This is a genomic window from Streptomyces sp. GL_148, assembly GCF_057834205.1.
Genome location: NZ_CM174396.1, coordinates 7,039,684 through 7,064,719, shown reverse-complemented (window position 1 = coordinate 7,064,719; position 25,036 = coordinate 7,039,684). Strand labels below are relative to the sequence as shown.

Genomic DNA, 25,036 nt, shown 5'->3' with positions numbered 1-25,036 from the left:
ACTGTCCAGGATGATGAAGGAAAGAGATATTCAGATGACGACATGGCACGACGGACACGAAGACGTTCTCGACGATTCGGTGGCGATCGTCGGAGTGTCCTGCCATTTGCCCGGGGCGATCGGGGCAGCGGAATTCTGGAATCTGCTGAGTGACAGTCGCAATGCGATAACCGAGGTCCCGCTCGACCGGCGGGACGGAATGTCGAATTCGGTCCGGTTCGACGGCGGCACCCGCTTCGGGGCCTTCCTCGACGCGGTCGGGGACTTCGACGCGGCGTTCTTCGGGATGTCCGCGAGGGAGGCCGCGGCGACGGACCCGCAGCAGCGGCTGGTGCTGGAGCTGGCCTGGGCGGCCCTGGAGGACGCCGGGATCGTCCCCGCCGCCCTGGCCGGCTCGGCCTCTTCGGTGTTCGTGGGATCACTCCGCGACGACTACGCCGGCCTGGTGCTGAGCAGCGGCGACGGATCGATCACACAGCACACGAACACCGGTGTGCACCGGGGCGTCATCGCCAACCGGGTCTCCTACGCCCTTGACCTGCGCGGGCCGAGCATCGTGGTGGACACGGCGCAGTCGTCGTCGCTGGTCGCCGTCCACCTGGCCGCCCAGAGCGTGCGGTCGGGCGAGTCGCCGGTCGCCATCGCTGCGGGCGTCAACCTCAACCTCCTCGCGGAGGGCGCGCTGGGGGCGCAGCGCTTCGGCGGCCTGTCCCCGGACGGGCACAGCTACGTCTTCGACGCCCGCGCCAACGGCTACGTACGCGGCGAGGGCGCCGTGGCCCTGGTGCTCAAGCCGCTGGCGGCGGCCCTGGCCGACGGGGACGACGTCTACGCGGTCGTGCGGGGCAGCGCCGTCAACAACGACGGGGCCACCCCCGGGCTGACGGTGCCCAGCCCGCAGGCGCAGGAGCGGGTCATCCGTGCCGCGCTGCGCCGGGCCGGCGTCTCCCCGGAGCAGGTGCAGTACGTGGAGCTGCACGGCACCGGGACCCCGGTCGGCGACCCGATCGAGGCGGCCGCCCTCGGCGCGGTCTTCTCGGGCCGGGAGGCGGACGGGGCGGCCGCCGGTGCGGACCCCCTGCTGGTGGGGTCGGTGAAGACCAACATCGGGCACCTGGAGGGCGCCGCCGGCATCACCGGGCTGCTCAAGGCCGTGCTCGGGATCCGCAACCGGCGCCTGCCTGCGAGCCTGAACTTCGCCACCCCGAATCCGGAGATCCCGTTCGAGGACCTCGGGCTGCGGGTCAACACGGGCCCTTCCGACTGGCCGCACCCGGACCGGCCGTTGATCGCCGGCGTCTCGTCGTTCGGCATGGGCGGCACGAACGCACACGTGGTCCTGAGCGAGCCGCCGACCTCCGGGCAGGCGGCAGGTGGCGCGGAGCCGGACGCCGGACGATCCGACGCCGGGCAGTCGGCCACCGGGCAGGCGGCAGGTGGCGCGGAGCCGGACGCCCGGCTGGTCCCGGTACCCGTATCGGGCCGGACCCGGGCCGCGCTGCGGGCGCACGCCGCCCTGTTGCGGGAGACCGGTTTCGCCCCGTACGACCTGGGCTTCTCCCTGGCCACCACCAGGACGGCGTTCCGGCACCGTGCCGTCGTCCTCGCCTCGGACGCCGAAGGCCTGCGCGCCGGGCTGGACGCCGTCGCACACGGGACGACCGCGCCGAACGTGGTCTCGGACGATGGGCCCGGGGCGGGGCAGGAAGCGGCGTCCGGTACCGCCGTGGGCCGCGGCGGCGAGCCCGCCGGCCCGCGGACCGCCGAACTGGCCGCCCTCGCGGCCGAGTACGTCCAGGGCGCGGACGTCGACTGGGCACCAGCGTACGCGGATGTCCGGGCCCGGCGGGTCCGGCTGCCGGGATACCCGTTCCAGCGGGAGCGGTTCTGGACCGGCGAGCACCACACCCCGGCGCCGGGCGCCGGCCACTCCGGCGCCTCTGGCACCGACCCGGCCGCCCTGGTCAGGGAACAGGTGGCGGCGGCCCTCGGCGCGGGCGACGTGGAGGGCGTGGAGCTGGACACGAACTTCCGGGACCTCGGTTTCTCCTCGCTCATGACGGTGGAGCTCATCGAGAGCCTGTCCACCGCCACCGGCCGGCCGCTGCCCAGCGGTCTGCTGTTCGACTACCCGACGCCGCAGGAGCTGATCGGCTACTTCGCCGAGACCGGGATCGACCCGGGACACGCGGGGCGCAGCCCTTACGTGCCCCGCGCGTCCGCACGGGCGGACTCCTCCGCCGGCCGCGACGAGGACGCGATCGCGATCGTCGGCATGGCCTGCCGCTTCCCGGGCGGAGTCGCCTCCCCGGAAGACCTGTGGCGCGTGGTCTCCGGGGAGCAGGACGTGACCGGCGCGTTCCCGACCGACCGCGGCTGGCAGCCCGGTGAGGGCTACTCCCGGGTCGGCGGATTCCTCGACACCGCGGCCGAGTTCGACGCGGAGTTCTTCGGCATCTCCCCCCGCGAGGCGCTGGCCATGGATCCGCAGCAGCGGCTGCTGCTGCAGACCACCTGGGAGGCGCTGGAGAGGGCCGGGATCGACCCCAAGTCCCTGCGGGGCAGCCGTACCGGTGTGTTCGTCGGCGGCACCTCCTCCGACTACGGCCCCCGGATGCACGAGGCCGGCGAAGACGTCAAGGGCTACGTGCTCACCGGGACCACGCCCAGCGTGCTTTCGGGCCGCATCGCCTACCAGTTCGGCTTCGTGGGTCCGACGCTCACCGTGGACACCGCCTGCTCGTCCTCGCTGGTCGCCCTGCACCTGGCGGTACGCGCCCTGCGCAGCGGCGAGGCGTCCGCGGCCGTCGCGGGCGGCGTGACCGTGATGGCCACACCGGGGATGTTCGAAGAGTTCTCCCGGCAGCACGGGCTGGCCGCCGACGGGCGGTGCAAGCCGTTCTCCGCCGACGCCGACGGCACCGGATGGTCCGAAGGCGTGGGCATGCTCGTGCTGGAGCGGCTGGAGGACGCCCGCCGCCACGGCCACCCCGTCCTCGCGGTGGTCCGGGGCACCGCCATCAACTCCGACGGCTCCTCCAACGGGCTGACCGCGCCCAGCGGCCTCTCCCAGCAGCGGCTGATCGGTGCCGCGCTGGCCGACGCCGGTCTGGCCGGGTCGGACGTCGACCTGCTGGAGGCCCACGGCACCGGCACCTCGCTCGGCGACCCGATCGAGGCCGACGCGATCCTCGCCACCTACGGGCAGGACCGCGAGGCCCCGCTGTACCTGGGCTCGCTGAAGTCGAACATCGGCCACACGCAGGCGGCCGCCGGCGTCGCCGGCGTGATCAAGACGGTGCAGGCCATGCGGCACGGGCTCCTGCCCCGCACCCTGCACGCCGACGTCCCGACCACTCGGGTGGACTGGGATTCGGGCCGGGTCGAGCTGCTGACTCAGGCCCTGGAGTGGCAGCGCGCCGACCGCCCGATCCGCGCCGCGGTGTCCGCGTTCGGCATCAGCGGCACGAACGCCCACGTCGTCTTGGAGGAAGGAGAGCGGACCCCGACGGCCCTGCTGTTCACCGGCCAGGGGGCACAGCGCTCCGGCATGGGCCGCGAACTGTACGAGCGGTACCCGGTGTTCGCGCGCGCCCTCGACGAGGTGTGCGCCGCGTTCGACCCCCACCTGGACCGGCCGCTGAAGGAGCTGATGTTCGGCGCCGGGTCCGATGCCGCGCCGGAGCTGAACCAGACCCGCTACACCCAGCCCGCGCTGTTCGCCTTCGAGGTGGCGCTGGCCGAACTGGCCGCCGACCAGGGCCTGGCCGGCGAGCTGCTCGCCGGGCACTCCATCGGCGAACTCGCCGCGGCCTACGTGGCCGGGGTGTTCTCGCTGCCGGACGCGGCGAAGCTGGTGGCGGCCCGGGGCCGGCTGATGCAGCAGGCCCGCTCCGGCGGCGCGATGATCGCCGTGGAGGCCACCGAGGCCGAAGTCGCCGGCACCCTCGTCGAGGGCGTCGTGGTGGCCGCGGTGAACGGCCCGGTGTCGGTGGTGCTCGCCGGCGATGCCGACGCCGCCGAGACCGTCGCCGCAGGATGGCGGGAGCGCGGCCGCAGGGTCACCCGGCTGACCGTCAGCCATGCCTTCCACTCCCCCCACATGGACGACGTACTCGACGAGTTCCGCGCGGTGGCCGAGTCGGTCGACTACAGGCCGCCCCGGATTCCCGTGATCTCCACGGTGACCGGGCGACCGCTGCCCGCCGACACGGCCGGGTACGCCGACCACTGGGTCGCGCAGATCCGCGGCACCGTCCGGTTCCACGACGCCGTGTCGGCCCTGCGCGAGGCGGGCGCCGGCCTGTTCGTCGAGATCGGGCCGTCGGCCGCGCTCACCCCGCTGGTCAGGTCCGCCGGCGTCGCGCGGGCCGTCGCGCTGAGCCGGTCCGCCGGCTCCGAGGCAGACGTGTTCTCCGCCGGTCTGGCCCGGGCCCGGGGCACGGAGCCCACCCACCCCTTCCGCCGCGACCGGTACTGGCTGCCGCCGCGGCCCGCGCGCGGCGCCTCCGGTCACCCTCTGCTCGACTCGGTGGTGGAGCTGGTCGACCGGGACGAGGTGGTACTGGCCGGAACCGTGTCGTTGGCCGACCACCCGTGGCTCGCCGGGCACGTGATCAACGGTTCGGTGCTGCTGCCCGGGACGGCGTTCCTGGAGATGGCACTGTTCGCCGGCGAGCGGGTGGGCCTGCCCGAAGTGGCGGACCTGACCCTGGAGAACCCCCTCGTGCTGCCCGCCTCCGGCGCGGTGCAGCTCCAGGTCACCGTGCACGGCCGGCAGCTGGCGGTGCACTCCCGCCGGGACGGGGAGCAGGGGTGGACACGGCACGCGTCCGGACTGCTCGGCGACACCGACCCGGACTCCGGGCCCGGTGCGGATGACGTGCTGGAGTGGCCACCCGCCGGCGACCCGGTACCCGTCGAGGACGCCTACGAGCTGCTGACCGGGCGCGGATACGACTACAGCGGCATGTTCCGCGGGCTGCGGGCGGTGTACCGGGACGGTGACACCGCGTACGCCGAGGTCCGGATCCCGGACGGGCACCTCGGTGCGGAGTCCGGCTTCCTGCTGCACCCGGCGCTGGTGGACGCGGTGCTGCACCCGATCGTGCTGGGCCTGGTAGACGGCGGGGAGGGCGCGCGCCTCCCGTTCGCCTGGAGCGGGGTGCGCCTGCACCCCGGCACGGTCGGCGGGACCGAGTTCCGCGCCCGGCTCACCCCGGCCGGCGGCGACACGTACGAACTGCTGCTCGCCGACGCGACGGGCACCGTGGTCGCCGCCGTCGATGGACTGGCCTTCCGGGCGTCGTCCCCGGCCTCGGCCGACGCCGTCCCGCTGTACGAGCTGGCCTGGCAGCCCCGCACCGCCCGGACCGGGGACGCCGACGGCGACGCCCTGCGTCCGACCGTGGCCGAGGTCGCCCCGGCCCGCACCCCCGCCGCCGCGGCCACCGCCGCGCTCGCGACGATCCGAGACTGGGTGTCCGCCGACCACGAGGCGCGGGACCGGCTGGTGCTGGTCACCCGGAACGCGGTGGCCGTCGCACCCGGCGAGCACGTCGCCGACCCGGCCGCGGGCGCGGTGTGGGGCCTGGCGCGCACCGCCCAGAGCGAGTACCCCGACCAGATCGTCGTGGTGGACGTCTCCGGCACCGCCACCGCGGCGGAAGCCGCCGACGCGGCCGTACGGACCGGGGAGCCGCAGCTCGCCGTACGGGACGGCGGGCTGCTGGTGCCCCGGATCGCCAGGTCCGCCGCACCGGCCCCCGGCACCTCCGTGACCGAAGACCCCGCAACCGCCGACGGCACCGCAGACGCGGCAAGCACCGCAGCCGCGTTCGGTTGGAACCCCGACGGCACGGTCCTGATCACCGGTGGCACCGGCGGGCTGGGCGCCCTGATCGCCCGGCACCTCCACCACCGGCACGGCGTACGGAACCTGCTGCTCGTCAGCCGCCGCGGCCCGGACGCGCCCGGCGCCGCCGAGCTGGCGGCGGAACTCGACGGCGCGCGCATCGCGGCCGTCGACGTGACGGACCGCACCGCGCTGGCCTCATTGATCGACGGCCTGCCGGCCGGCAATCCCCTGACCGCGGTGATCCACACCGCCGGGGTACTCGACGACGCCACGATCAGCGCCCTCACCGAGGAGCGGATCGGCACGGTCATGGCCGCCAAGGCGGACGCCGCGCGGTACCTGCACGAGCTCACCGCCGACCGGGACGCGGTCTCCTTCGTCCTGTTCTCCTCGATCTCCGGTCTGCTCGGCACGGCCGGCCAGGCCAACTACGCGGCTGCCAACGCCTACCTGGACTCGCTGGCCGCGCACCGCCGCGGCCTCGGCCTGCCCGGCACGTCACTGGCCTGGGGCCTGTGGGAAGAGGGCATGGGGCAGTCCCTCTCCGCCTCCGACCTGGGCCGCTGGACCCGGTCCGGAGTGGCGCCGCTGACCGCCGGGCAGGGGCTCGCCCTGTTCGACCGGTCGCTGTCCGCGGACGCGGCGGACACCGTACTGCCGGTCCCGGCGATCCTCCAGCCGTCCCTTCTCGCCGAAACCGGTCCGGTCCCGCCCCTGCTGTCCGGGCTGGTCCGCCGCCGCAAGCCCGCCGCGGCCGCTCCGGCCGCCCGCGCGGGTCAGTCCCTGACCGCGAAGCAGGCCGAGGAGCTCGTACGGGCGACCACGGCCGGGGTGTTGGGACTGCCGAGCCCGAGCGCGCTCGACCTGGGCAAGGCCTTCCGGGAGCAGGGCTTCGACTCGCTGGCCGGCGTGGAGCTGCGCAACCGGCTGATCGCGGCCACCGGCCGGCAGCTCCCCGCCACCCTGGTGTTCGACCACCCCACGCCGCAGGCCCTGGCCGCCTTCTTGGCCGAGGACGCGGGCGCGGCCGGGGACCGGCAGCAGGCCGGCGGTGCCCGGCGGCCGCGGAAGGACCGCGGCCGCACCGACGAACCGATCGCGATCGTCGGCATGGCCTGCCGGTTCCCCGGCGGAGTCCGATCCGCCGACGACCTGTGGCAGCTGGTGCTGGACGGACGGGACGCCATCTCCGAGTTCCCGACCAACCGCGGCTGGGACCTGGACGGGCTGTACCACCCCGACCCGGACCACCTCGGCACCAGCTACACCCGGCGCGGCGGGTTCCTGCACGAAGCGGACCTGTTCGACGCGGCGTTCTTCGACATGTCGCCGCGCGAGGCGCTGGCCACCGACCCTCAGCAGCGGCTGCTGCTGGAGACGGCGTGGGAGACCTTCGAGCACGCCGGGATCGACCCGGCGGTACTGCGCGGCAGCCGGACCGGTGTGTTCACCGGCGTGATGTACGACGACTACGCCTCGCGCCTGGCAGTCACCCCGCGGGAGGTGGAGGGCTTCCTGCTGGCGGGCAACACCTCCAGCGTGATCTCCGGCCGGCTGGCGTACAACTACGGCCTGGAGGGGCCGGCGATCACGGTGGACACCGCGTGCTCGTCCTCCCTGGTCGCGCTGCACCTGGCCGCGAACTCGCTGCGCTCGGGCGAGGTGGACCTGGCCCTGGCGGGAGGCGTCACGGTCATGTCCGGGCCGAGCACGTTCGTGGAGTTCTCCCGGCAGAAGGGGCTGTCGACCGACGGCCGGTGCAGGTCCTTCTCGGCCGACGCCGACGGAACCGGCTGGTCGGAGGGCGTCGGCCTGCTCCTGGTGGAGCGGCTGGAGGACGCACGACGCAATGGGCACCAGGTGCTGGCCGTGCTGCGCGGTTCCGCGGTGAACTCCGACGGCGCCTCCAACGGGCTGACGGCACCGAGCGGGCCCTCGCAGGAGCGGGTGATCCGCGCCGCCCTGACCGACGCCGGCCTCGCCGCCGGCGAGGTCGACCTGATCGAGGCGCACGGCACCGGCACCCGGCTCGGCGACCCGATCGAGGCCCAGGCCCTGCTGGCCACGTACGGGCAGGACCGCGAGGAGCCCGTCCGCCTGGGTTCGCTGAAGTCGAACCTCGGGCACGCCCAAGCCGCCGCCGGTGTCGGGGGCGTGATCAAGATGGTCCAGGCGATGCGGCACGGTGTCCAGCCGCGCACCCTGCACCTGGGCGAGCCCTCGCCGCACGTGGACTGGTCCGCGGGCGCGATCGAGCTGCTCGGCGAGCAGCAGGAGTGGCCGGACCTCGGCCGGCCGCGCCGCGCCGCGGTGTCGGCGTTCGGGATCAGCGGCACCAACGCCCACGTCATCCTCGAACAGGCCCCGGCCCCCGCCGGTACGGCCGCCCGGCCCGGCCCGGTCCCGCCGGTGGTGCCGCTGGTGCTGTCGGCCCGCACCGACCGGGCCCTGCGGGAGCAGGCCGCCGAGCTGCGCGCCCACCTCGACGGACACCCTGACCTCGGCCTCGCCGACGTGGCCGGCACGCTCTCCGGGCGGCGTGCCCTGCTGGACCGGCGGGCCGTCGTGCTCGGCGCCGACCGGGAATCCCTGCTGCGCGGCCTCGACGCCGTCGCGGCGGGCACCGCGGCCGCGGGCGTCGTCCAGGGGCACGGCACCGGCCGCGGTGCGACGGCCTTCCTGTTCACCGGGCAGGGCGCACAGCGGGCCGGGATGGGACGCGGGCTGTACGAGCGGTCCGACGTCTTCCGTACCGCGCTCGACGCGGTGGCCGCACACATCGACCCGGTGCTCGACCGGCCGCTGACCGCCGTCCTGTTCGCCGAGCCGGAGAGCGCCGACGCGGCCCTGCTCGACCAGACCGCCTACACCCAGGCCGCGCTGTTCGCCGTGGAGGTGGCGCTCTACCGGTTCGCCGAGCACCACGGCGTCACCCCGGACTACCTGCTCGGGCACTCGGTCGGAGAGGTGGCCGCGGCACACGTGGCCGGCGTGTTCGACCTGCCCGATGCCTGCCGCCTGGTCGCCGCCCGGGGGGCTGCCATGCAGTCCGCCCGCGACGACGGGGCGATGGCCGCGCTGGAGGCCTCCGAGGAGGAGGTGCTCGAATCCCTGGCTGCCGGGGCGGCGATCGCCGGGGTGAACGGCCCCCGGGCCGTCGTGGTGTCCGGTGACGCCGACTCGGTGACCGCGATGATCGCGCTCTGGTCGGCCCGGGGCCGACGGACCCGGCGCCTGTCGGTCAGCCACGCCTTCCACTCGGCGCACATGGACGGGGTCCTGGCCGGCTTCCGCGCCGAGCTGGACACCGTTGCCTTCCACGAGCCGCTGATCCCGGTCGTCTCGAACGTCACCGGGGAGATCGCCACCGCCGGGCAGCTGACGTCGCCGGACTACTGGGTGACCCATGTCCGGGAAGCGGTCCGCTTCTTCGACGGCGTGCGCACCCTGCGGCGCGGCGGTGTCACCGAGTTCGTCGAACTCGGCCCGGACGGAGTGCTGACGGCGATGGCCGGACAGGCACTCGCGGACGAGGCCCCCAACACGGTCGGCGACACGGGCGACGGCGCCTCCGTGTCGATGCTGCGTGCCGGACGCGGCGACGTGGAGAGCGCGTTCACCGCCCTCGGCGCCCTGCACGTCCGGGGCGTACCGGTGGACTGGTCGGCGGTGCTGCGTACGACCGCGCCGGTACCGCTGCCGCGCTACCCGTTCCAGCACCGCCGGTACTGGCTGGAGACCCCGTCGTCCGCGCATCCGCTGCTGGACACCGTGGTCGACCTCGCCGACGGCGGGACCGTACTGGGCGGCGAGATCGGCGGCGCCGGCTGGATCGGCGACCACCGGATCCGCGGGGAGGTCCTCGTACCCGGCACGGCGCTGCTGGACATGACGCTGCACGCCGGGGCCCGGCTGGACTGCCCGACAGTCGCCGAACTCACCTTCACCACACCGCTGGTGGTACCCGAGGAGGGGGCCGTGGCGGTCCAGGTCCGGGTCGAGGCCCCGGAGCCCGACGGCAGCCGTGCGGTGACGATCCACTCCGGTCCGCGGGCCGGGAGCGGCGAGCCGGCCGAGTGGACCCGGCACGCCCACGGCGTGCTCGTGCCCGGGCTGCAGGAGCCCCCGGCCGCACCGGAGCCGACCGGCACCGAGGCCGCCCTGGCCGGGGTGTACGAGCGGCTCGGTGAGCACGGCTACCACTACGGCCCGGCGTTCCAGGGCCTGAGCGCGGTGCGCCACGCCGACGACGAACGGTTCGTCGAGGTGGAGCTGCCGAAGCGGTACCACGGCGAAGCGGCCCGGTACGGCGTACACCCGGCGCTGCTCGACGCGGTGCTGCACGTGCTGCTCCCCGGAGTCGTCGATCCCGGCGCCCGGCCGGTGCTGCCGTTCTCCTGGACCGGGGTGACCCGGTACGCGACCGGAGCGACGGCCCTGAGCGCGCGGGTCACGGTCCGCGGGACCACGGCGGGCCTGGTGGTCCACGACCGCGAAGGCCGCGCGGTGCTGACGGTGGACGAACTGGCGCTGCTGCCCGTGGGCGCGGGACATGCGCCCACGGGGATGCACACGGTGGTCTGGCGGAATGCCGCCGGCCCCGACTTCTCCCTCGAACCGGCTGTCATGCACCGTGTGGCGGCCCTGCCGGAACACGCCCGGCACGCGGAACACGACGTCCCGACGGCGGCCAGGGCGCTGGTCCAATCCGTTCTGGCCGAGCTCAGGGCGGTCCTCGCCAAGGACGACCAGCGCCGGCACGCCTTCGTGATCACCCCGGGCCTGTCACACGCCGCGCTGCGCGGCCTGATCCGCACCGCCCAGGCGGAGAACCCCGGCAGGTTCGTGCTGATCGAGGCCGGCGAATCCGCCGACGGGGCGCGGCTGGAGGCCGCGCTGCAGACCCCGGAGCCGGAACTGGCGATCCGCGGGGACAGGATCCTGGTGCCGCGGCTGGCCCGCCCGGGCGGGCCGGCGGCGGACGCCGCGGCCCCCGGGGTGGACCTGTCCGCGGGCCCGGTCCTGGTCACCGGCGCCACCGGAACCCTCGGCACGGTGCTGGCCAGGCACCTGGTCGTACGGCACGGGGTGCGGAACCTGGTGCTCCTCAGCCGGCGGGGCGAAGCGGCGCCCGGCGCCGCCGGCCTGCGGGACGAGCTGGTGGACCTCGGCGCGGCCGTGAGTCTGGTGGCCGCCGACGCGACCGACCGGCAGGCCCTCGAGCGCGTGTTCGCCGAGCACGGGCCTGCTGCGGTGGTGCACACCGCGGGCGTCGTCGCCGACTCCACTCTGGCCGGCATGACGGCCGAGCAGGTCGACGCGGTGCTGCGTCCGAAGGTGGATGCGGCCTGGCACCTGCACGAACTGGCCGGCGACCGGCCCCTGTTCCTGTACTCCTCGGTCGCCGGACTGCTCGGCACCGCGGGCCAGGCGAACTACGCGGCGGCCAACACCTTCCTGGACGCCCTCGCCGAGCACCGCCGCGGCCTCGGACTTCCCGCGGTCTCGCTGGCCTGGGGCCTGTGGGCGCAGACGAGCACCATCTCCGAGCAGCTGACCGACGCGGACATCCAACGGCTGGCCCGCTCGGGCCTGCGTCCGCTGGACACGACGGAGGCGCTCGGCCTGTTCGACGCCTCCCTCGACGCAGCCGCCGGCGACGGCGCCGCGGTGCTGGCCCTGACCCGGTTCGACCGCTCCGCGCTCCGGGGCCGGACCGATCTCCCCGCGGTGCTGCGCGACCTGGCCGGACCGGCCGCCGGCACGACGGTGGCCGTGCGGGACCACGCGCCCCGCGGGGACGGCGCGGACGCGTCGGGATTCCGCCCCGCGGCCCTCCGGGAGATCGTCCGCGACCAGATCGCCGCGGTCCTCGGCCACGCCGACGCTTCCGAGATCGAGGAGGACCGCTCGTTCAGCGAGCTCGGGTTCGACTCGCTCACAGCCGTCGAGCTGCGCAACCAGCTCGGCACCGCGATCGGCCGCCGGCTGTCCGCGACCATAGTGTTCGACCACCCCACCCCGGCCTCGCTGACCGAACACCTGCTCGGGCTCGTCGCGGCCGAGGAGCCGGCGCCGCCCGCTCCGGTCCGGGAACGGCCCGCGGCGGCCGGGGACGGCCACGACGAGCCGATCGCGATCGTCGGGATGGCCTGCCGCTACCCGGGCGGGGTCGCCTCGCCGCAGGACCTGTGGCAGCTGGTGGCCGACGGCCGTGACGCCACGTCGGACTTCCCGGTGAACCGCGGCTGGCCGGCCGACCTGTTCCACCCCGACTCGGACCACCCCGGAACCTCCACGACCCGCCGGGGCGGGTTCCTGCACGACGCCGACCGCTTCGACGCGGAGTTCTTCGGCCTGTCGCCGCGGGAGGCGATGGCCGTCGACCCGCAGCAGCGGCAGCTGCTGGAGACCACCTGGGAGGCCGTGGAGCAGGCGGGCCTGGACCCGCAGGACCTGCGCGGCAGCCGGACCGGCGTGTTCGTCGGCGTGATGTACAGCGACTACGGCTCGCGGCCGGACCTGCCGCCGGAGGGGGTTCAGGGCTACCTCTACAGCGGCAGCGCCGGAAGCATCGCCTCCGGCCGGCTCGCTTACACCTTCGGGTTCGAGGGGCCGACCCTCACCGTGGACACCGCGTGCTCGTCCTCGCTGGTCGCGGTGCACCTGGCCGCGAGCGCACTGCGCGGCGGGGAGTGCGAGCTCGCCGTGGCGGGCGGCGCGACGGTGATGGCCACGCCGACGCCGTTCGTGGAGTTCTCCCGGCTGCGCGGGCTGTCCGTGGACGGCCGGTGCAAGTCGTTCTCCGACGACGCCGACGGCACCGGCTGGTCCGAGGGCGCGGGCATGCTGCTGCTGGAGAAGCTGTCGGACGCCAGGCGCAACGGGCACCGGGTGCTCGCCGTCCTGCGCGGCTCGGCGGTGAACTCCGACGGCGCATCGAACGGGCTGACGGCACCGAACGGCCCCGCCCAGGAGCGGGTGATCATGGCGGCGCTCGACTCCGCCGACCTGTCCCCCGCCGACGTGGAACTGCTGGAGGCGCACGGCACCGGGACCAGGCTCGGCGACCCGATCGAGGCGCAGGCCGTGATGGCCACGTACGGGCGGGACCGGGAGCGCCCTCTGCTGCTGGGCTCGCTGAAGTCGAACATCGGACATGCCCAGGCGGCGGCGGGCGTCGGCGGGATCATCAAGGTCGTCCAGGCCCTGCGGCACGAAATCGCCCCGGCGACCCTGCACGTCGGCACTCCGTCCCGGCACGTCGACTGGTCGGAGGGCAACGTCGAGCTGCTGACCGAGGCCCGCCCGTGGCCGCGGGGCGCGCAGCCCCGCCGGGCCGGCGTGTCCTCCTTCGGCTTCGGCGGCACCAACGCGCACGTGGTCCTGGAGGAGGCCGAAGCCGCACCGGCCCCTGCCTCCGAGGCACGGGGCTCCGGGGCCCCGGTATCGGCGGCTCCGGCCGGCCCCGCGCGGCCCCCGGTCCCATGGGTGCTGTCCGCCCGTACCGGGCAGGCGCTCGCCGAGCAGGCGGAGCGGGTCGCATCCTTGTCCACGGCGGACGAGTCGTACACCCTGGCCACCCGTTCCGCCATGACGTACCGGATCGCGGCGACGAGCCCCGAGGCGCTGCGGGACGCGGTCCCGGTCCGCGTGGCGGGAGGCCGGCTGGCCTTCGCGTTCACCGGGCAGGGCGCCCAGCAGATCGGCATGGGCCTCGAACTGGCCGCCGCCTACCCGGTGTTCGCCGCAGCCTTCGACGCGGTCTGCACGCACTTCGACACCTCGCTCCGGTCGACGGTGCGGACGGCCATCGCCGACGGATCGGGCCTGGACGAGACCGGCACGGCGCAGCCCGCGCTGTTCGCCTTCGAGGTCGCACTGTTCCGTCTGGTGGAGTCGTGGGGAATCCGGCCCGACGTGGTACTCGGCCACTCGATCGGCGAGCTGGCCGCCGCACACGTCGCCGGCGTGCTGTCGCTGCCGGACGCGGCCAGGCTGGTCGCCGCCCGCGGCCGCCTCATGCAGGCCCTGCCCCGCGGCGGCGCGATGGTCGCCGTGGAGACGGCCGCGGCCGAACTGGGCGGGCTGGACCTGCCCGACGGGGTCGCGGTCGCCGCGGTCAACGGTCCCGCCTCGGTCGTGCTGTCCGGCGCCGAGGAGGCCCTGCTGCCCTTCGTCACATCGGAGTTCACCGCACGGGGCAGGCGCACCAAGCGACTGTCGGTCAGCCACGCCTTCCACTCGCCCCTGATGGAGCCGATGCTGGAGGACTTTCGGGCGGTCGCCCGGGAACTCGCCTACCGCGCCCCTGCGATCCCCGCGATCTCCACGGTCACCGGAGCGAACGCCGAGGAGTGGACCGACCCCGAGTACTGGGTGAACCAGGTGCGGGCGACGGTTCGCTTCCACGAAGCGGTGCTGACCGCCCGGGACGAGGGTGTGCGCACGGTTCTGGAGGTGGGACCCGACGCGGTGCTCACCGGCATGGTCGCGGCCGCGTTCCCCGCCGACGAGGCGGACAGCCCGGTCGGGGTGCCGCTGCGGCGGGCCGGCCGGCCCGAGGCGGACTCCGTGGCCGGCGCGCTCGGCACCCTGTTCACCCGCGGTGCCGGGATCGACTGGAGTGCGGTGTTCCCCGGCGCCGAGCCGGTGGACGCGCCCACCTACGCGTTCCAGCGCAAGCGGTTCTGGCTCAACCCGGCCGGACGGGCCGACGTGGTCGGCGCCGGTCTGCGCTCCGCCGGACACCCGCTGCTGGGTGCGGCGGTGGACCTGGCCACGGGCGGTACGGGCGAAGGCGGCGCCACCGTCTCGACCGGCCGGCTCTCGCTCGCCGCCCATCCGTGGCTGGCCGACCACCGGGTGCGGGGCGTCGTGATCGTCCCCGGTACGGCGCTGGTCGAACTGGCCGCTTCGGCGGGCCCGCTCGCGGAGTTCACCGTGACCGAGCCGGTGGTCGTACCGGAGTCCGGTGCGCTCACCCTCCAGATGGTTGTCGACGGCGCCGACGTCACGCTGTTCTCCCGGAGCGGCGATCCCGGCTCCGGCGACCTTCCGTGGACCCGGCACGCCGCCGGAACCCTCGACCCGGAAGGCCGCCCGGCCGTGGCGGAGGCCGGTCCGTGGCCGGAGGGCTTGACGGAGATCGACCTCACCGGGGTGTACGACCGGGTCGCCGGGCACGGCTACGCGTATGGTCCCGCCTTCCAGGGGCTGCGGCGGCTGCTGCGGAACGGCGACGAACTGTTCGCCGAGGTCGAAGTCCCGGCTGAGACGGCCCCGTCCGGTACGGGGTTCGCCGTGCACCCGGCGCTGCTGGACGCGGCCTTGCACGCGCTGCTGCCCGGCGTCGCCGGGGACCGGCCGGCCACCTTGCCGTTCGCCTGGAGCGGGGTGCGCTTCCACGCCCCTGCGGCGGCGCCGGGCGCCCCCGTCCTGCGGGCCCGGATCACTCCCACGGGACCGGACTCGGTACGCCTGCTGGTGACCGATGGCGACGGCCGCGTCCTGGCCGAGGTGGACGAGCTGGCGCTGCGCCCGCTCACCGGTCTCCCGGGCGGCGCCGCGGCCGGGGAGAACCTGCTGTACACCCCGGTGTGGCGCAGGCCCGAGCGGTCCGGCGAGCCGGTCGGCGCGTCGGTGGCCGGCGCCGGGTACGAGGTGCTCCTGGTCGATTCCGGTGCCGGCGACCTGCCTCAGCGGGCCCGCGGCGCCGTCCACCACATCCTCGGGGTGCTGCGCGACCGGCTTGCCGGCGACGCCCCCGGCAAGCTCGCGGTGGCCATCGGCTCCGACCTGGCGCATGCCGGTGTCCGCGGCCTGGTCCTCAGCGCCGCGGCCGAACATCCGGGCCGGTTCGTCCTGGTGGACCTTCCGGACTGGGACGGCTCCGCGGACGTACGGGACACCGTCGCCGAGGTCCTGGCCGGAGCCGAGGGCTCGGACGAGCCTCAGGTCCGCATCGTGGGAGGGGAGCTCCTCGTCCCGCGCCTGGTCCGGTACGAGCGCCCCGCCGGTGACCGGCCGGGCGTCACGGAGGGCGAGGGCGGGCGCGGGGACCGTCCCGCGTTCCCCTGGGGCGAGGGCACGGTGATGATCACCGGGGCGAGCGGCGCGCTGGGCTCGGAGTTGGCCGCGCACTTGGTGGCCCGGCACGGCGCCCGTTCACTGCTGCTGGTCAGCCGGAGCGGGAAGGCTCCGGAGCTCGAAGGCGCCGGGGACGGCGTCGAGATCATCACGGCTGCCTGCGACGTGACCGACCGCGAGGCGCTGGCCGGACTGGTGGCACTGCACCGGCCCGTTGCCTTCGTGCACGCCGCCGGGACGCTGTCCGACGGAACCCTGGAGGGGCTCACGCCCGAGCAGGTCGACTCCGTGCTCCGGCCCAAGATCGACGCCGCCTGGCACCTGCACGAAGCGGCCGGTGACCGGCCCGTGGTGCTGTACTCGTCGATCGCAGGGCTGCTCGGCACGGCAGGGCAGGCGAACTACGCGGCGGGGAACACCTTCCTGGATGCCTTGGCCGAGTACCGCACCTCGCTCGGCCTGCCCACGGTCTCGCTGGCCTGGGGACTGTGGGAGACCGGGATGGGCGACGGGCTCGCCGATGCGGACCTGCGACGGATCCTCGGGCTCGGGCTGCGTCCGATCGCGGTGCCGGACGCGCTGGCCGCCTTCGACCTCGCCACCGCGGAGATTGCCCGCCTGGCCACGGACGACGGCCGGCGCCCGGTGTTCGCCGTGACGGGGCTCGACCGGGCCGCGCTCGGCGCCGCCCCGCACCCGCACCCGGTGCTGCGGGGCCTCGTACCCCGTACCGCACCTGCTGCCGCTCCGCGGGCCGGTCTGGGCCGGGCGGCTCGGCAGCCGGCCGGAATCCCGTGGGACCAGCCGGGGGCCGTGCTCGACATGGTCCGCCGCGAGGTCGCCGCCGCCCTGGGGCACGACGAGGTGTCGGCGATCGCCTCGGAGGTGCCGTTCACCGACCTCGGCTTCGACTCGCTCACGGCGGTCGAACTGCGCAACCGGCTGGCGGCCGTCACCGGCGAACGCCTGCCGACCACCCTGGTGTTCGACTATCCGACGGTGGCCGCCCTGGCCGAGAACCTGCGCACCATCGCGGCGACGAGCCAGGCAGCGCCCGTTCTCGACCAGCTGGAGACGCTGATCCGCGAGGGGCTGCTCGACCCGGATGCGGTAGCACGGCTGCGACAGCTGGTCGGTCACGCTCCGGCGGGCGGCAGCGCCCGGGACGAGCAGCCGGACAAGGACCTGCAGGACGTGGCCGACGAGGATCTGTTCGCCATGATCGACGACCTGGGATAGACACCTCACCGGAGGGCTCCCGGGTGACCGGCAGGGGTGTTCCACCCTTCGACCGGACCCGGGAGCCCTCCGGCCCCCATCCCTCATCACCCAATAGACCGAATATTCAGGCGAATTCACTGATAGGGTATTGATCTATGGACAAGAATGGCGTCGGCAGGCTGGTCGGGCAATACATCGCGATCTGGAATGAATCCGACGACCGACTTCGGCAGACCCTGATCGAGGAAGTCTTCACCCCGAACGCGATATACACGGATCCGAACATCGTCGCCCAGGGCGCCGCGGCCATCAGCGATTACGTCGCCGTGGCACAGCGGAACTTCACCGGGATGCCCTTCACCCTGGGTCCGGTACTGACCCATCACGACGTGGTCCACTTCGCATGGCAGGCCGGCCCCGCCGGCGGCGCGCCGGTGGTGAGCGGATTCGACGTCGCCTCCTTCGAGGACGGCCGGATCAACCGGCTGACCGGATTCTTCACAGACTACTGACCCGCTCTTGGGGCACATGGTCACCGGGAAAGGAGTTCGTCCCGACAATCAGTGGCAATGCCCTGAGCAGGCTCGCCCTTTTCACCGATACGGAATCCGGGTCGCCGAAGATCCGGTGGAAGGTCTCCCAGGTCGATTCGGCGATGCAGTCCCCGATGGTCGCGATCAGATTCTCGAAGAGCCGGGCGACTGCATCGACCGACAGGGTTTCGAGCAGGATCCGGGTGCTGTTCAGCTGGCCCTGTCCCCACTGGGGGAACCTGCGGTGGAAATCCTCGTTCGCGCAGGCCACGATGAGCAGCATCCCGGACTGACTTCCCGATACGAGCCCTTCGAAGAATTCGAGCGTGGCTTCGTCGGCGAGGTGCAGATCGTCGGCCGCGATGACGACCGGGTGCTTGCGGGCGAGTTCGTGCACGAGGTGCACCGCCTCTTGCACACGGCCCGCCGGCTCCGGGCCGTTCGGATCGGCGGCGCCGACCGGGTCCGTCGGACCGGTCTCGCGGAACAGCGACCGCAGTTGAGCGACGACCGATGCCGGGTCGATGCTCACCGACCTGCTCACCCGGTACTTCACTACGAAGGGAGCGGGGCGGGCCTCCTCCTCGAGCAGCCGGCAGAACTCCATCAGGAGCCGACTCTTCCCCGTCCCGTGGTCGCCGAGGATGGTCACGAGGTGGGGAAGGCTCCGCTGTTCCACCCGCTGGAAGGTCCGCTGCAGGATCTCCATCTCGTGATCCCGGTCCATGAACGGTTTGGTGTCGACCGGATACTCCACCGAACGCGATTCGGCGATCCAGTAGGGCAGCTCCTCGACGCCCATGGCCAGGTAGCACGCCTGGTCGAGGGTCAGCGCCCTGGTGCGGTCGGACACCCAGATCACGCCGTCCGGCACCTGCGGGAAGATCTCCCAGCACTGGTCCAGCAGTGTGCCGTTGGCCGAGACCCGGTTGCGGCGGGGCGCCGGGTCGGAGTGCCGCTGGAGGTCGCCGGTCGCCACTATGGCCCTGATCGTGATGCCGTGCCGACTCTCGTCCGACGCGTCGAGGCTGTCCCGCAGCAGCAGGGCGAGCTGCGCCGCGCGCGCGGCGCCCTCCCGCGGATCGTCGAGGTCGAAGAGGGCGATCGTCGCGGAGCCCACGGATGCGACCACCTCTCCCCCGCAGCACTCCACCCCGGCCCTGACCAGGGTGTGTATCCCGTCGAGGAGATCGTCTACACACACGGGGTGCGGTGTTCCCGCCCCAGCTCCGACATTCGCTCGGACGATCATGACCGTCACCTCGCGCCGGTGCGACCGCTCCGGGGACGCGGCCGAAGCCTGCGGCCGGCTCGTCGTGTTCAGCAGGCCGGGCACGGGTCCGTCGCCAGCGGGAGGCGCCTCCGGAGCGGGCCGCGCACTCACGTCGGCCGGCCGGCCGGTCCAGCCGGCCTCCTGGGCCCCCGGCTCGACTTGGGAGAACTCGTTGAGCGTCGGGTCGTGCGACAGGATCCGCCGCTGCAGGTCTCGCAGCCACGGCCCGGGCTCCAGACCGAGCCGGTCCACGAGTTCGGAATGCGTGCGCTGGTAGACGGTCAGCGCTTCGCTCTGCCGGCCGGCACGGTATAGGGCCAGCATGAGCAGTCCGCGGGCCCGTTCCCGCAGCGGCTCGGCCTCCACCAGCGTCTCGATCCCGCTGATCACTTCGCGGTGACGGCCGCAATCCAGCTTGGCCTCGAAATACAGCTCCTGGGCGTCGATGCGAGAGTTCTCGACGATGCTCGACTCCGGCCAGACGATCCCGGCTTCCACGAGATCGGCCAGCAGGTCTCCGCGCCACAGGTCCAGCGCGTCCCGCAGGATCACGGCGGCCTCGGCCGGGAGCCCGTCGGCCATCATCTTGCGCCCTCGCTCCAGCCGGTGGGAGAAGGCGTGTACGTCGACCATTTCCTCGTCGATGTGCAGCATGTATCCGGGGGAACGCGTGATCAGCGCCGGCGACAACTCACGCCCGCGCAGCGACCGCAGCACCGACCTGAGCGACCAGACCGAATTCTGAAGAATCTTCCGGGCCGTAATGGGCGGCTCACCATCCGGCCACAAAGAATCCAGCAACCGACTGGTCGCGACAACCTGATTCGGCTCGAGTAGGAGTCGCCCCAGCAGTGCACGCTGCTTTACTCCACCAAGAACCGCCCGTTCACCATCACGAACCACTTCCAGCGGTCCGAGCAAGCGAAATTGCATCATGACCCTCCCCCGTTTATGCATGATCAATAAGCACCCCGCCCGCGAATCCACGCGGCAACGACAGGGGATTTAATGAAATCTACGCATCCGGCACGATCGGATGATCCACGATCCGCGAGCAGAGCCACTACCAGGAACAACTGCTCCGAGACGGCCGATGCGCCTATCTGGAGAACGGCAGGCGACAGGCCGCAAATAGCCCCGCACAGCATGCCGAAACAGGGGGCCCGGCCGGGAATCTCGGTCGCGGACACACGGACGGACAGGCACTCAGGCACGCAACGAGAAATGGCCGCCGAGTATCGATATCGATCCACCCCCACCGCATCAACAGAGAAACTTCAATATAAGTGAAGCATACAACTTCCCGGCATGCAACCGAGAATCAATGGGGCCGCAACCCCAACGCTCGGCACCATGCCAAGATTTTACCCAGCTCGATTGCAATCAAAGTAGACAAGCCTGTCCGATGTGTTCAGAAACACCCGCCGCCCCCCTCATCCGACCTCCCCAAAACCAGCCAACAAGCCACCCAAAGGCTGAATAGCACCTTGCGCAATACGCCCCCGCCTCACTGCACTTCGATCCCATCACTGCAAAACGGTCCGCCAACCGGAAGAAGCCGCCCTCCTCTGCGAACGGTTTTCGCACTGCAATCCCTCTCGCGAGGAGGACTCGCAAGCGCTGCACGACAGTGGGACTACCCTCCCGCGGCCGGCGGAGTCCGCACCCCGTCAGCAGGCCGGCAATGCGTCGCGTACGAGCAGCTGACGCGGCTACCGTTCAGCGCCCGCGCCTGCCACCGAGCCCTAGGGCCTGTCGTCAAACTCCTGTCGTCGCCCGAAGGGCGGCCTCGCGGCGTCTGGTGCGTGCTCTCGGCGTGCCGGGCGGAAGCCCGCGTACTGGACGTACGTGGGCTTTCGCCCGGTGCGGCGAGAGTGCGTGCCAGACGTCGCGAGGCAGACAGGAGTTTGACGACAGGCCCTAGGTCCGGTCGCATGGATGATCGCGGCCGGGCTGATCCAATGGGGCTTCAGGTTTCCTGCTCGGAACCGACCTGACAACGGTCGGGTACGGACTTCTCTCGACGCCGGCAGGGCCGGACACGCTGCCCCTACGGAGAGTCCGGCCAGGGTCGCGAAGAGGTGGGGCCGCCGGACCGGTGCGCGTACGCGGGCGCGGTCGAGCACTCCGTCCACGTCCACCCCGGCGCCCGGGGCCGCGGCGTCGCCCACGCCCTGCTCGACGAGCTGATCGCCTCGGCCGGGGCGGCGGGCATCTGGACGATCCAGTGCGGGATCTTCCCCGAGAACACCGCGAGCCTGGCCCTGCACCAACGGGCCGGATTCCGCATCATCGGCACCCGCGCGCGCATCGGCCGCCACCGCGGCCCATGGCGCGACGTCGCCTTGCTGGAGCTCCGCAGCCCCAAGGTCGACTGACTGATCGCCCGGTCGCCGCCCAGGATCTGGCGCGGCGGCGGTGTCGCGCGACCTTGGCCGCGGAGATCAGCAGGATGACCGCGAGTGCCGGGATGAGGACCAGGTCGGGAATCACGCCGAGGAGGAGTCCGCCAAGGACTGCCCCAGTGATCGAGCCGCCTGCCATGAGCGCGGCGAAGCGGAGGTTGGCGCCGAGGACGGCGAAGCTGCCGTCCCGGCTGTAGCGGGCGAACGCGACGAGCATCGTGGGCAGGGACACCAATAGGGACAGGCTGCCCGCCGAGACCTCACCCGTTTGCCGTAGCCTGCCGGGCTGCCGGGCCGGTCGCGCCGTACGTTCGCTCCAGGTAGCTGTTGGCGAGCGAGGAGGAATCCGTGGGCGAGCAACCGAATGTCCTGGTGCTGTGGGGCGATGACATCGGCATCACCAACCTGAGCTGCTACAGCGACGGACTGATGGGCTACCGGACGCCGAACATCGACCGGATCGCCGACGAGGGCATGCGGTTCACCGACTACTACGCGGAGCAGTCCTGCACGGCGGGCCGCTCCTCCTTCATCACCGGGCAGAGCCCCTTCCGGACCGGGCTGTCCAAGGTGGGCATGCCCGGGGCCGCTATGGGCATGCGCCCCGAGGACCCGACGCTCGCCCGGGTGCTGAAGTCGTCCGGCTACGCCACCGGGCAGTTCGGCAAGAACCACCTGGGCGACCGTGACGAGCACCTGCCGACCATGCACGGCTTCGACGAGTTCTTCGGGAACCTGTACCACCTCAACGCCGAGGAGGAGCCCGAGGAGCGCGACTACCCGACCCCGGAGGAGTTCCCCGACTTCCGGGAGCGATACGGGCCGCGCGGCGTGCTGCACAGCTGGGCCGATGGCAAGGGTGGCCAGCGGATCGAGAACACCGGGCCGCTGACCCGCGAGCGCATGAAGACCTGCGACGACGAGTTCGCGGACGCGGCACAGGACTTCATCCGGCGCCAGCACGGCGCGGACAAGCCGTTCTTCCTCTGGTTCAACACCACGCACATGCACTTCCGCACGCACGTCAAGGAAGAGATCCTGGGACAGGCCGGGCGCTGGCAGTCCGAGTACCACGACGCGATGATCGACCACGACCGGGTGATGGGCTCGATGCTCGACCTGCTCGACGAGCTCGGTATCGCGGACAACACGATCGTGGTCTACGGGACGGACAACGGCCCGCACGCCAACACCTGGCCCGACGCGGCCACCAGCCCGTTCCGCAGCGAGAAGAACACCAACTGGGAGGGAGCCTTCAGGGTCCCCGCCCTGGTCCGCTGGCCCGGGAAGATCAAGGCGGGCACGGTCTCCAACGAGATCGTCTCCGGACTCGACTGGCTGCCCACCTTCGCCGCGGCGGCCGGCGAGCCGAAGATCGTGGAGAAGCTGAAGGCCGGCTGCACGCTGGACGGACGCGAGTACAAGGTCCACCTCGACGGGTACAACCTGCTTCCCTACCTGACCGGGCAGGAGGAGAGCGGCCCGCGCAACAGCTTCTTCTACTTCTCCGACGACGGTGAGCTGACCGCGCTGCGCTACGACAACTGGAAGCTGGTGTTCATGGAGCAGCGCGCCCCGGGCACGTTGCAGGTCTGGGCCGAGCCGTTCACCGTCCTGCGCGTCCCCAAGCTCTTCAACCTGCGAACGGACCCCTTCGAAAGGGCCGACGCCACCTCGAACACGTACTTCGACTGGCTGATCAGCCACGTTTTCCTGATGGTGCCCGCGCAGCGGGTCGTCGGAGAGTTCCTGGAGACCTTCAAGGAGTTCCCGCCCCGGCAGAAGGCGGCGAGCTTCAGCATCGACCAGGTCTTCGCCAACCTGACCGCGGGCGTCACCAGTGCCTGAGGCTTCCACCGTCCCACGTGCGGAGGCGCGGTTTCCCGGACCGGAAGGTCCGGGAAACCGCGCCTCCGTCATCCCCCCGGGGATGACGGCCCTCACCGGCGGCCGCTTCCGCATGGGCTCCGACCGGCACTACCCGGAGGAGGCACCCGCCCGCGAGGTGAGCGTCGGCGCGTTGGCCATCGACCGGTTCCAGGTGACCAACACGCAGTTCGCGGAGTTCGTCGCCGCCACGGATTACGTCACCGTGGCGGAGCGCCCCCTGCGCGCCGCCGACCACCCCGGAGTGCCGGCCGCGAAGCTGGCCGCGGGCTCGCTGGTGTTCCGGCCGACGCGCGGGCCGGTCGACCTGCACGACCTCAGCCAGTGGTGGGCGTGGACCCCGGGTGCGAGCTGGCGGCGGCCGGAAGGGCCCGGCAGCGGACTGCGGGGCCGCAAGCAACTGCCGGTCGTTCATGTCGCGTACGAGGACGCCGAGGCGTACGCCGCCTGGCGCGGGCAGCGGCTGCCCACCGAGGCCGAATGGGAGTACGCGGCGCGCGGTGGACTGGACGGTGCGGACTACACCTGGGGAGACGAACCCCTCCCTGAGGGGCGACGGCTCGCGCACTGGTGGCAGGGCGACTTCCCCTGGCGCAGCACCCGCCCCGGAGGCGTCTACGGGCCCGCCCAGGTCGGGAGCTACCCCGCCAACGGCCACGGCCTCCACGACATGGCGGGCAACGTGTGGGAGTGGACGGCTGACTGGTACGCCGCACCCGAGGGAGCCACGGCTCCGTCGTGCTGTGGCCCGAGCGAGCCCCGGGCCGGTACGGAACAGGGCAGTGTCGACGCCTCCCAGCCCGGCAGGCCGGTGCCGCGCAAGGTCGTCAAGGGCGGATCCTGGCTCTGCGCCGACGAGTACTGCCGCCGGTACCGGCCCGCCGCCCGCAGGCCCCAGCCCGTGGACACCGGCATGAGCCACATCGGATTCCGCTGCGCGGCCGACCTCACCTGAGGCCGAGGCCGAACCTGAGGCCGAGGCCGAACCTGAGGCCGAGGCCGAGGCTGAACCTGAGACCAAGGCCGAGGCTGAACCTGAGACCGAGTCGCGTCAACCGCCTCCCGGGACGGATCACTGCCCCGGGAGGCGGATGCTCGCCCAGACCGATTTGCCCTCCGCCGTGTAGCGGACGCCCCAGCTGTCCGTGAGGTTCGGTCACATGCAGTCGGGCCAGCAGTTCGTGCGGCTCCAGATCCAGCGCGGCCAGCGGGTGCACGGCCGTCCGCAACTGGCTCATCGTGGCCACCGCGTTCGCTCCGGACTGCTCCACCCGCCCCGCCACCAGGGCCACGCGCGCGGAGGACAGCGCGATGGTGTCGCACCACGAACCGGCGCCGTTGCCTTCCGAACGGTGCCGTTGGGAGACCTCCGACGACGGGGCGCCCTCCGGGGCGGTGCGCAGCACCGTCGGCTCGCCCGGAAGGTGCTCGCCGAAGAGACCGGGCAACAGTACGGAGCCGACGCCCGGAAGGTGGTCGGCCCCGTCCGAGCCACCCGTTGCGGCGCAGCGCAGGACCGGCGCCGCCGTTCGCACCGACAGGTCGGGATCCGCACCGCGCAGCACGTCGTCGCCCGTCAGCCGGAAGGTGGAGGTCGAGAAGACGTGCGCCCGGTCGGGATCGGACGGGGGCCGGCCCCGCACGAGGACGTCTCGCCTCGGATTCCCCGTGGCCAGCACTTCGCGCAGGGCGTCCTCGTACGGCCTCGTCCAGCCCGGCGAGGGCAATGCCATCCGCATCGGACGGCTGGGGGGGAGGACATGTCCACCTC

7 protein-coding genes and 1 pseudogene are annotated in these 25,036 nt (G+C 72.9%); 5 read left to right on the top strand and 3 right to left on the bottom strand.

The features are described 5' to 3' along the window. Window positions 1–34: 34 nt before the first annotated feature. Both AC3IYI_RS31945 and AC3IYI_RS31940 read left to right on the top strand, forming a co-directional pair. Window positions 35–17,185 (top strand): SDR family NAD(P)-dependent oxidoreductase, encoded by a 17,151-nt coding sequence (locus AC3IYI_RS31945; RefSeq protein WP_489406940.1) that lies wholly within the window; start codon window positions 35–37, stop codon window positions 17,183–17,185. A 137-nt stretch (window positions 17,186–17,322) separates the two neighbouring features. Next, window positions 17,323–17,679, top strand: coding sequence for a nuclear transport factor 2 family protein (locus tag AC3IYI_RS31940; protein WP_489406939.1), 357 nt, complete (start codon window positions 17,323–17,325; stop codon window positions 17,677–17,679). Here the strand turns inward: AC3IYI_RS31940 and AC3IYI_RS31935 are convergent. Beyond that, window positions 17,666–19,894 carry an ATP-binding protein gene (locus AC3IYI_RS31935; protein WP_489406938.1) on the bottom strand — a complete coding sequence of 743 codons (2,229 nt, stop codon included), beginning with the start codon at window positions 19,892–19,894 and terminating at the stop codon, window positions 17,666–17,668. The two genes, AC3IYI_RS31940 and AC3IYI_RS31935, sit on opposite strands and share 14 nt — an antisense overlap. A gap of 1,172 nt (window positions 19,895–21,066) precedes the next feature. Here AC3IYI_RS31935 and AC3IYI_RS31930 point away from each other — a divergent pair. Next, window positions 21,067–21,351, top strand: a pseudogene (locus AC3IYI_RS31930) (GNAT family N-acetyltransferase); the annotation flags it as partial. On the opposite strand, the gene AC3IYI_RS31925 reads toward AC3IYI_RS31930, so the two are convergent. After that, complete coding sequence (locus tag AC3IYI_RS31925; protein ID WP_489406937.1) at window positions 21,263–21,595, bottom strand: hypothetical protein; 333 nt, start codon at window positions 21,593–21,595, stop codon at window positions 21,263–21,265. The pseudogene AC3IYI_RS31930 and the gene AC3IYI_RS31925 sit on opposite strands and share 89 nt — an antisense overlap. A 131-nt stretch (window positions 21,596–21,726) precedes the next feature. On the opposite strand from AC3IYI_RS31925, the gene AC3IYI_RS31920 reads away from it, so the two are divergent. Beyond that, complete coding sequence (locus tag AC3IYI_RS31920) at window positions 21,727–23,226, top strand: arylsulfatase (RefSeq protein WP_489406936.1); 1,500 nt, start codon at window positions 21,727–21,729, stop codon at window positions 23,224–23,226. A gap of 82 nt (window positions 23,227–23,308) precedes the next feature. Then, window positions 23,309–24,220 (top strand): formylglycine-generating enzyme family protein, encoded by a 912-nt coding sequence (locus tag AC3IYI_RS31915; RefSeq protein WP_489406935.1) that lies wholly within the window; start codon window positions 23,309–23,311, stop codon window positions 24,218–24,220. Here the strand turns inward: AC3IYI_RS31915 and AC3IYI_RS31910 are convergent. Beyond that, on the bottom strand, window positions 24,213–24,944 hold the full coding sequence (locus AC3IYI_RS31910) for a hypothetical protein (RefSeq protein ID WP_489406934.1): 732 nt from the start codon (window positions 24,942–24,944) through the stop codon (window positions 24,213–24,215). The two genes, AC3IYI_RS31915 and AC3IYI_RS31910, sit on opposite strands and share 8 nt — an antisense overlap. Between the last annotated feature and the right edge of the window lie 92 nt (window positions 24,945–25,036).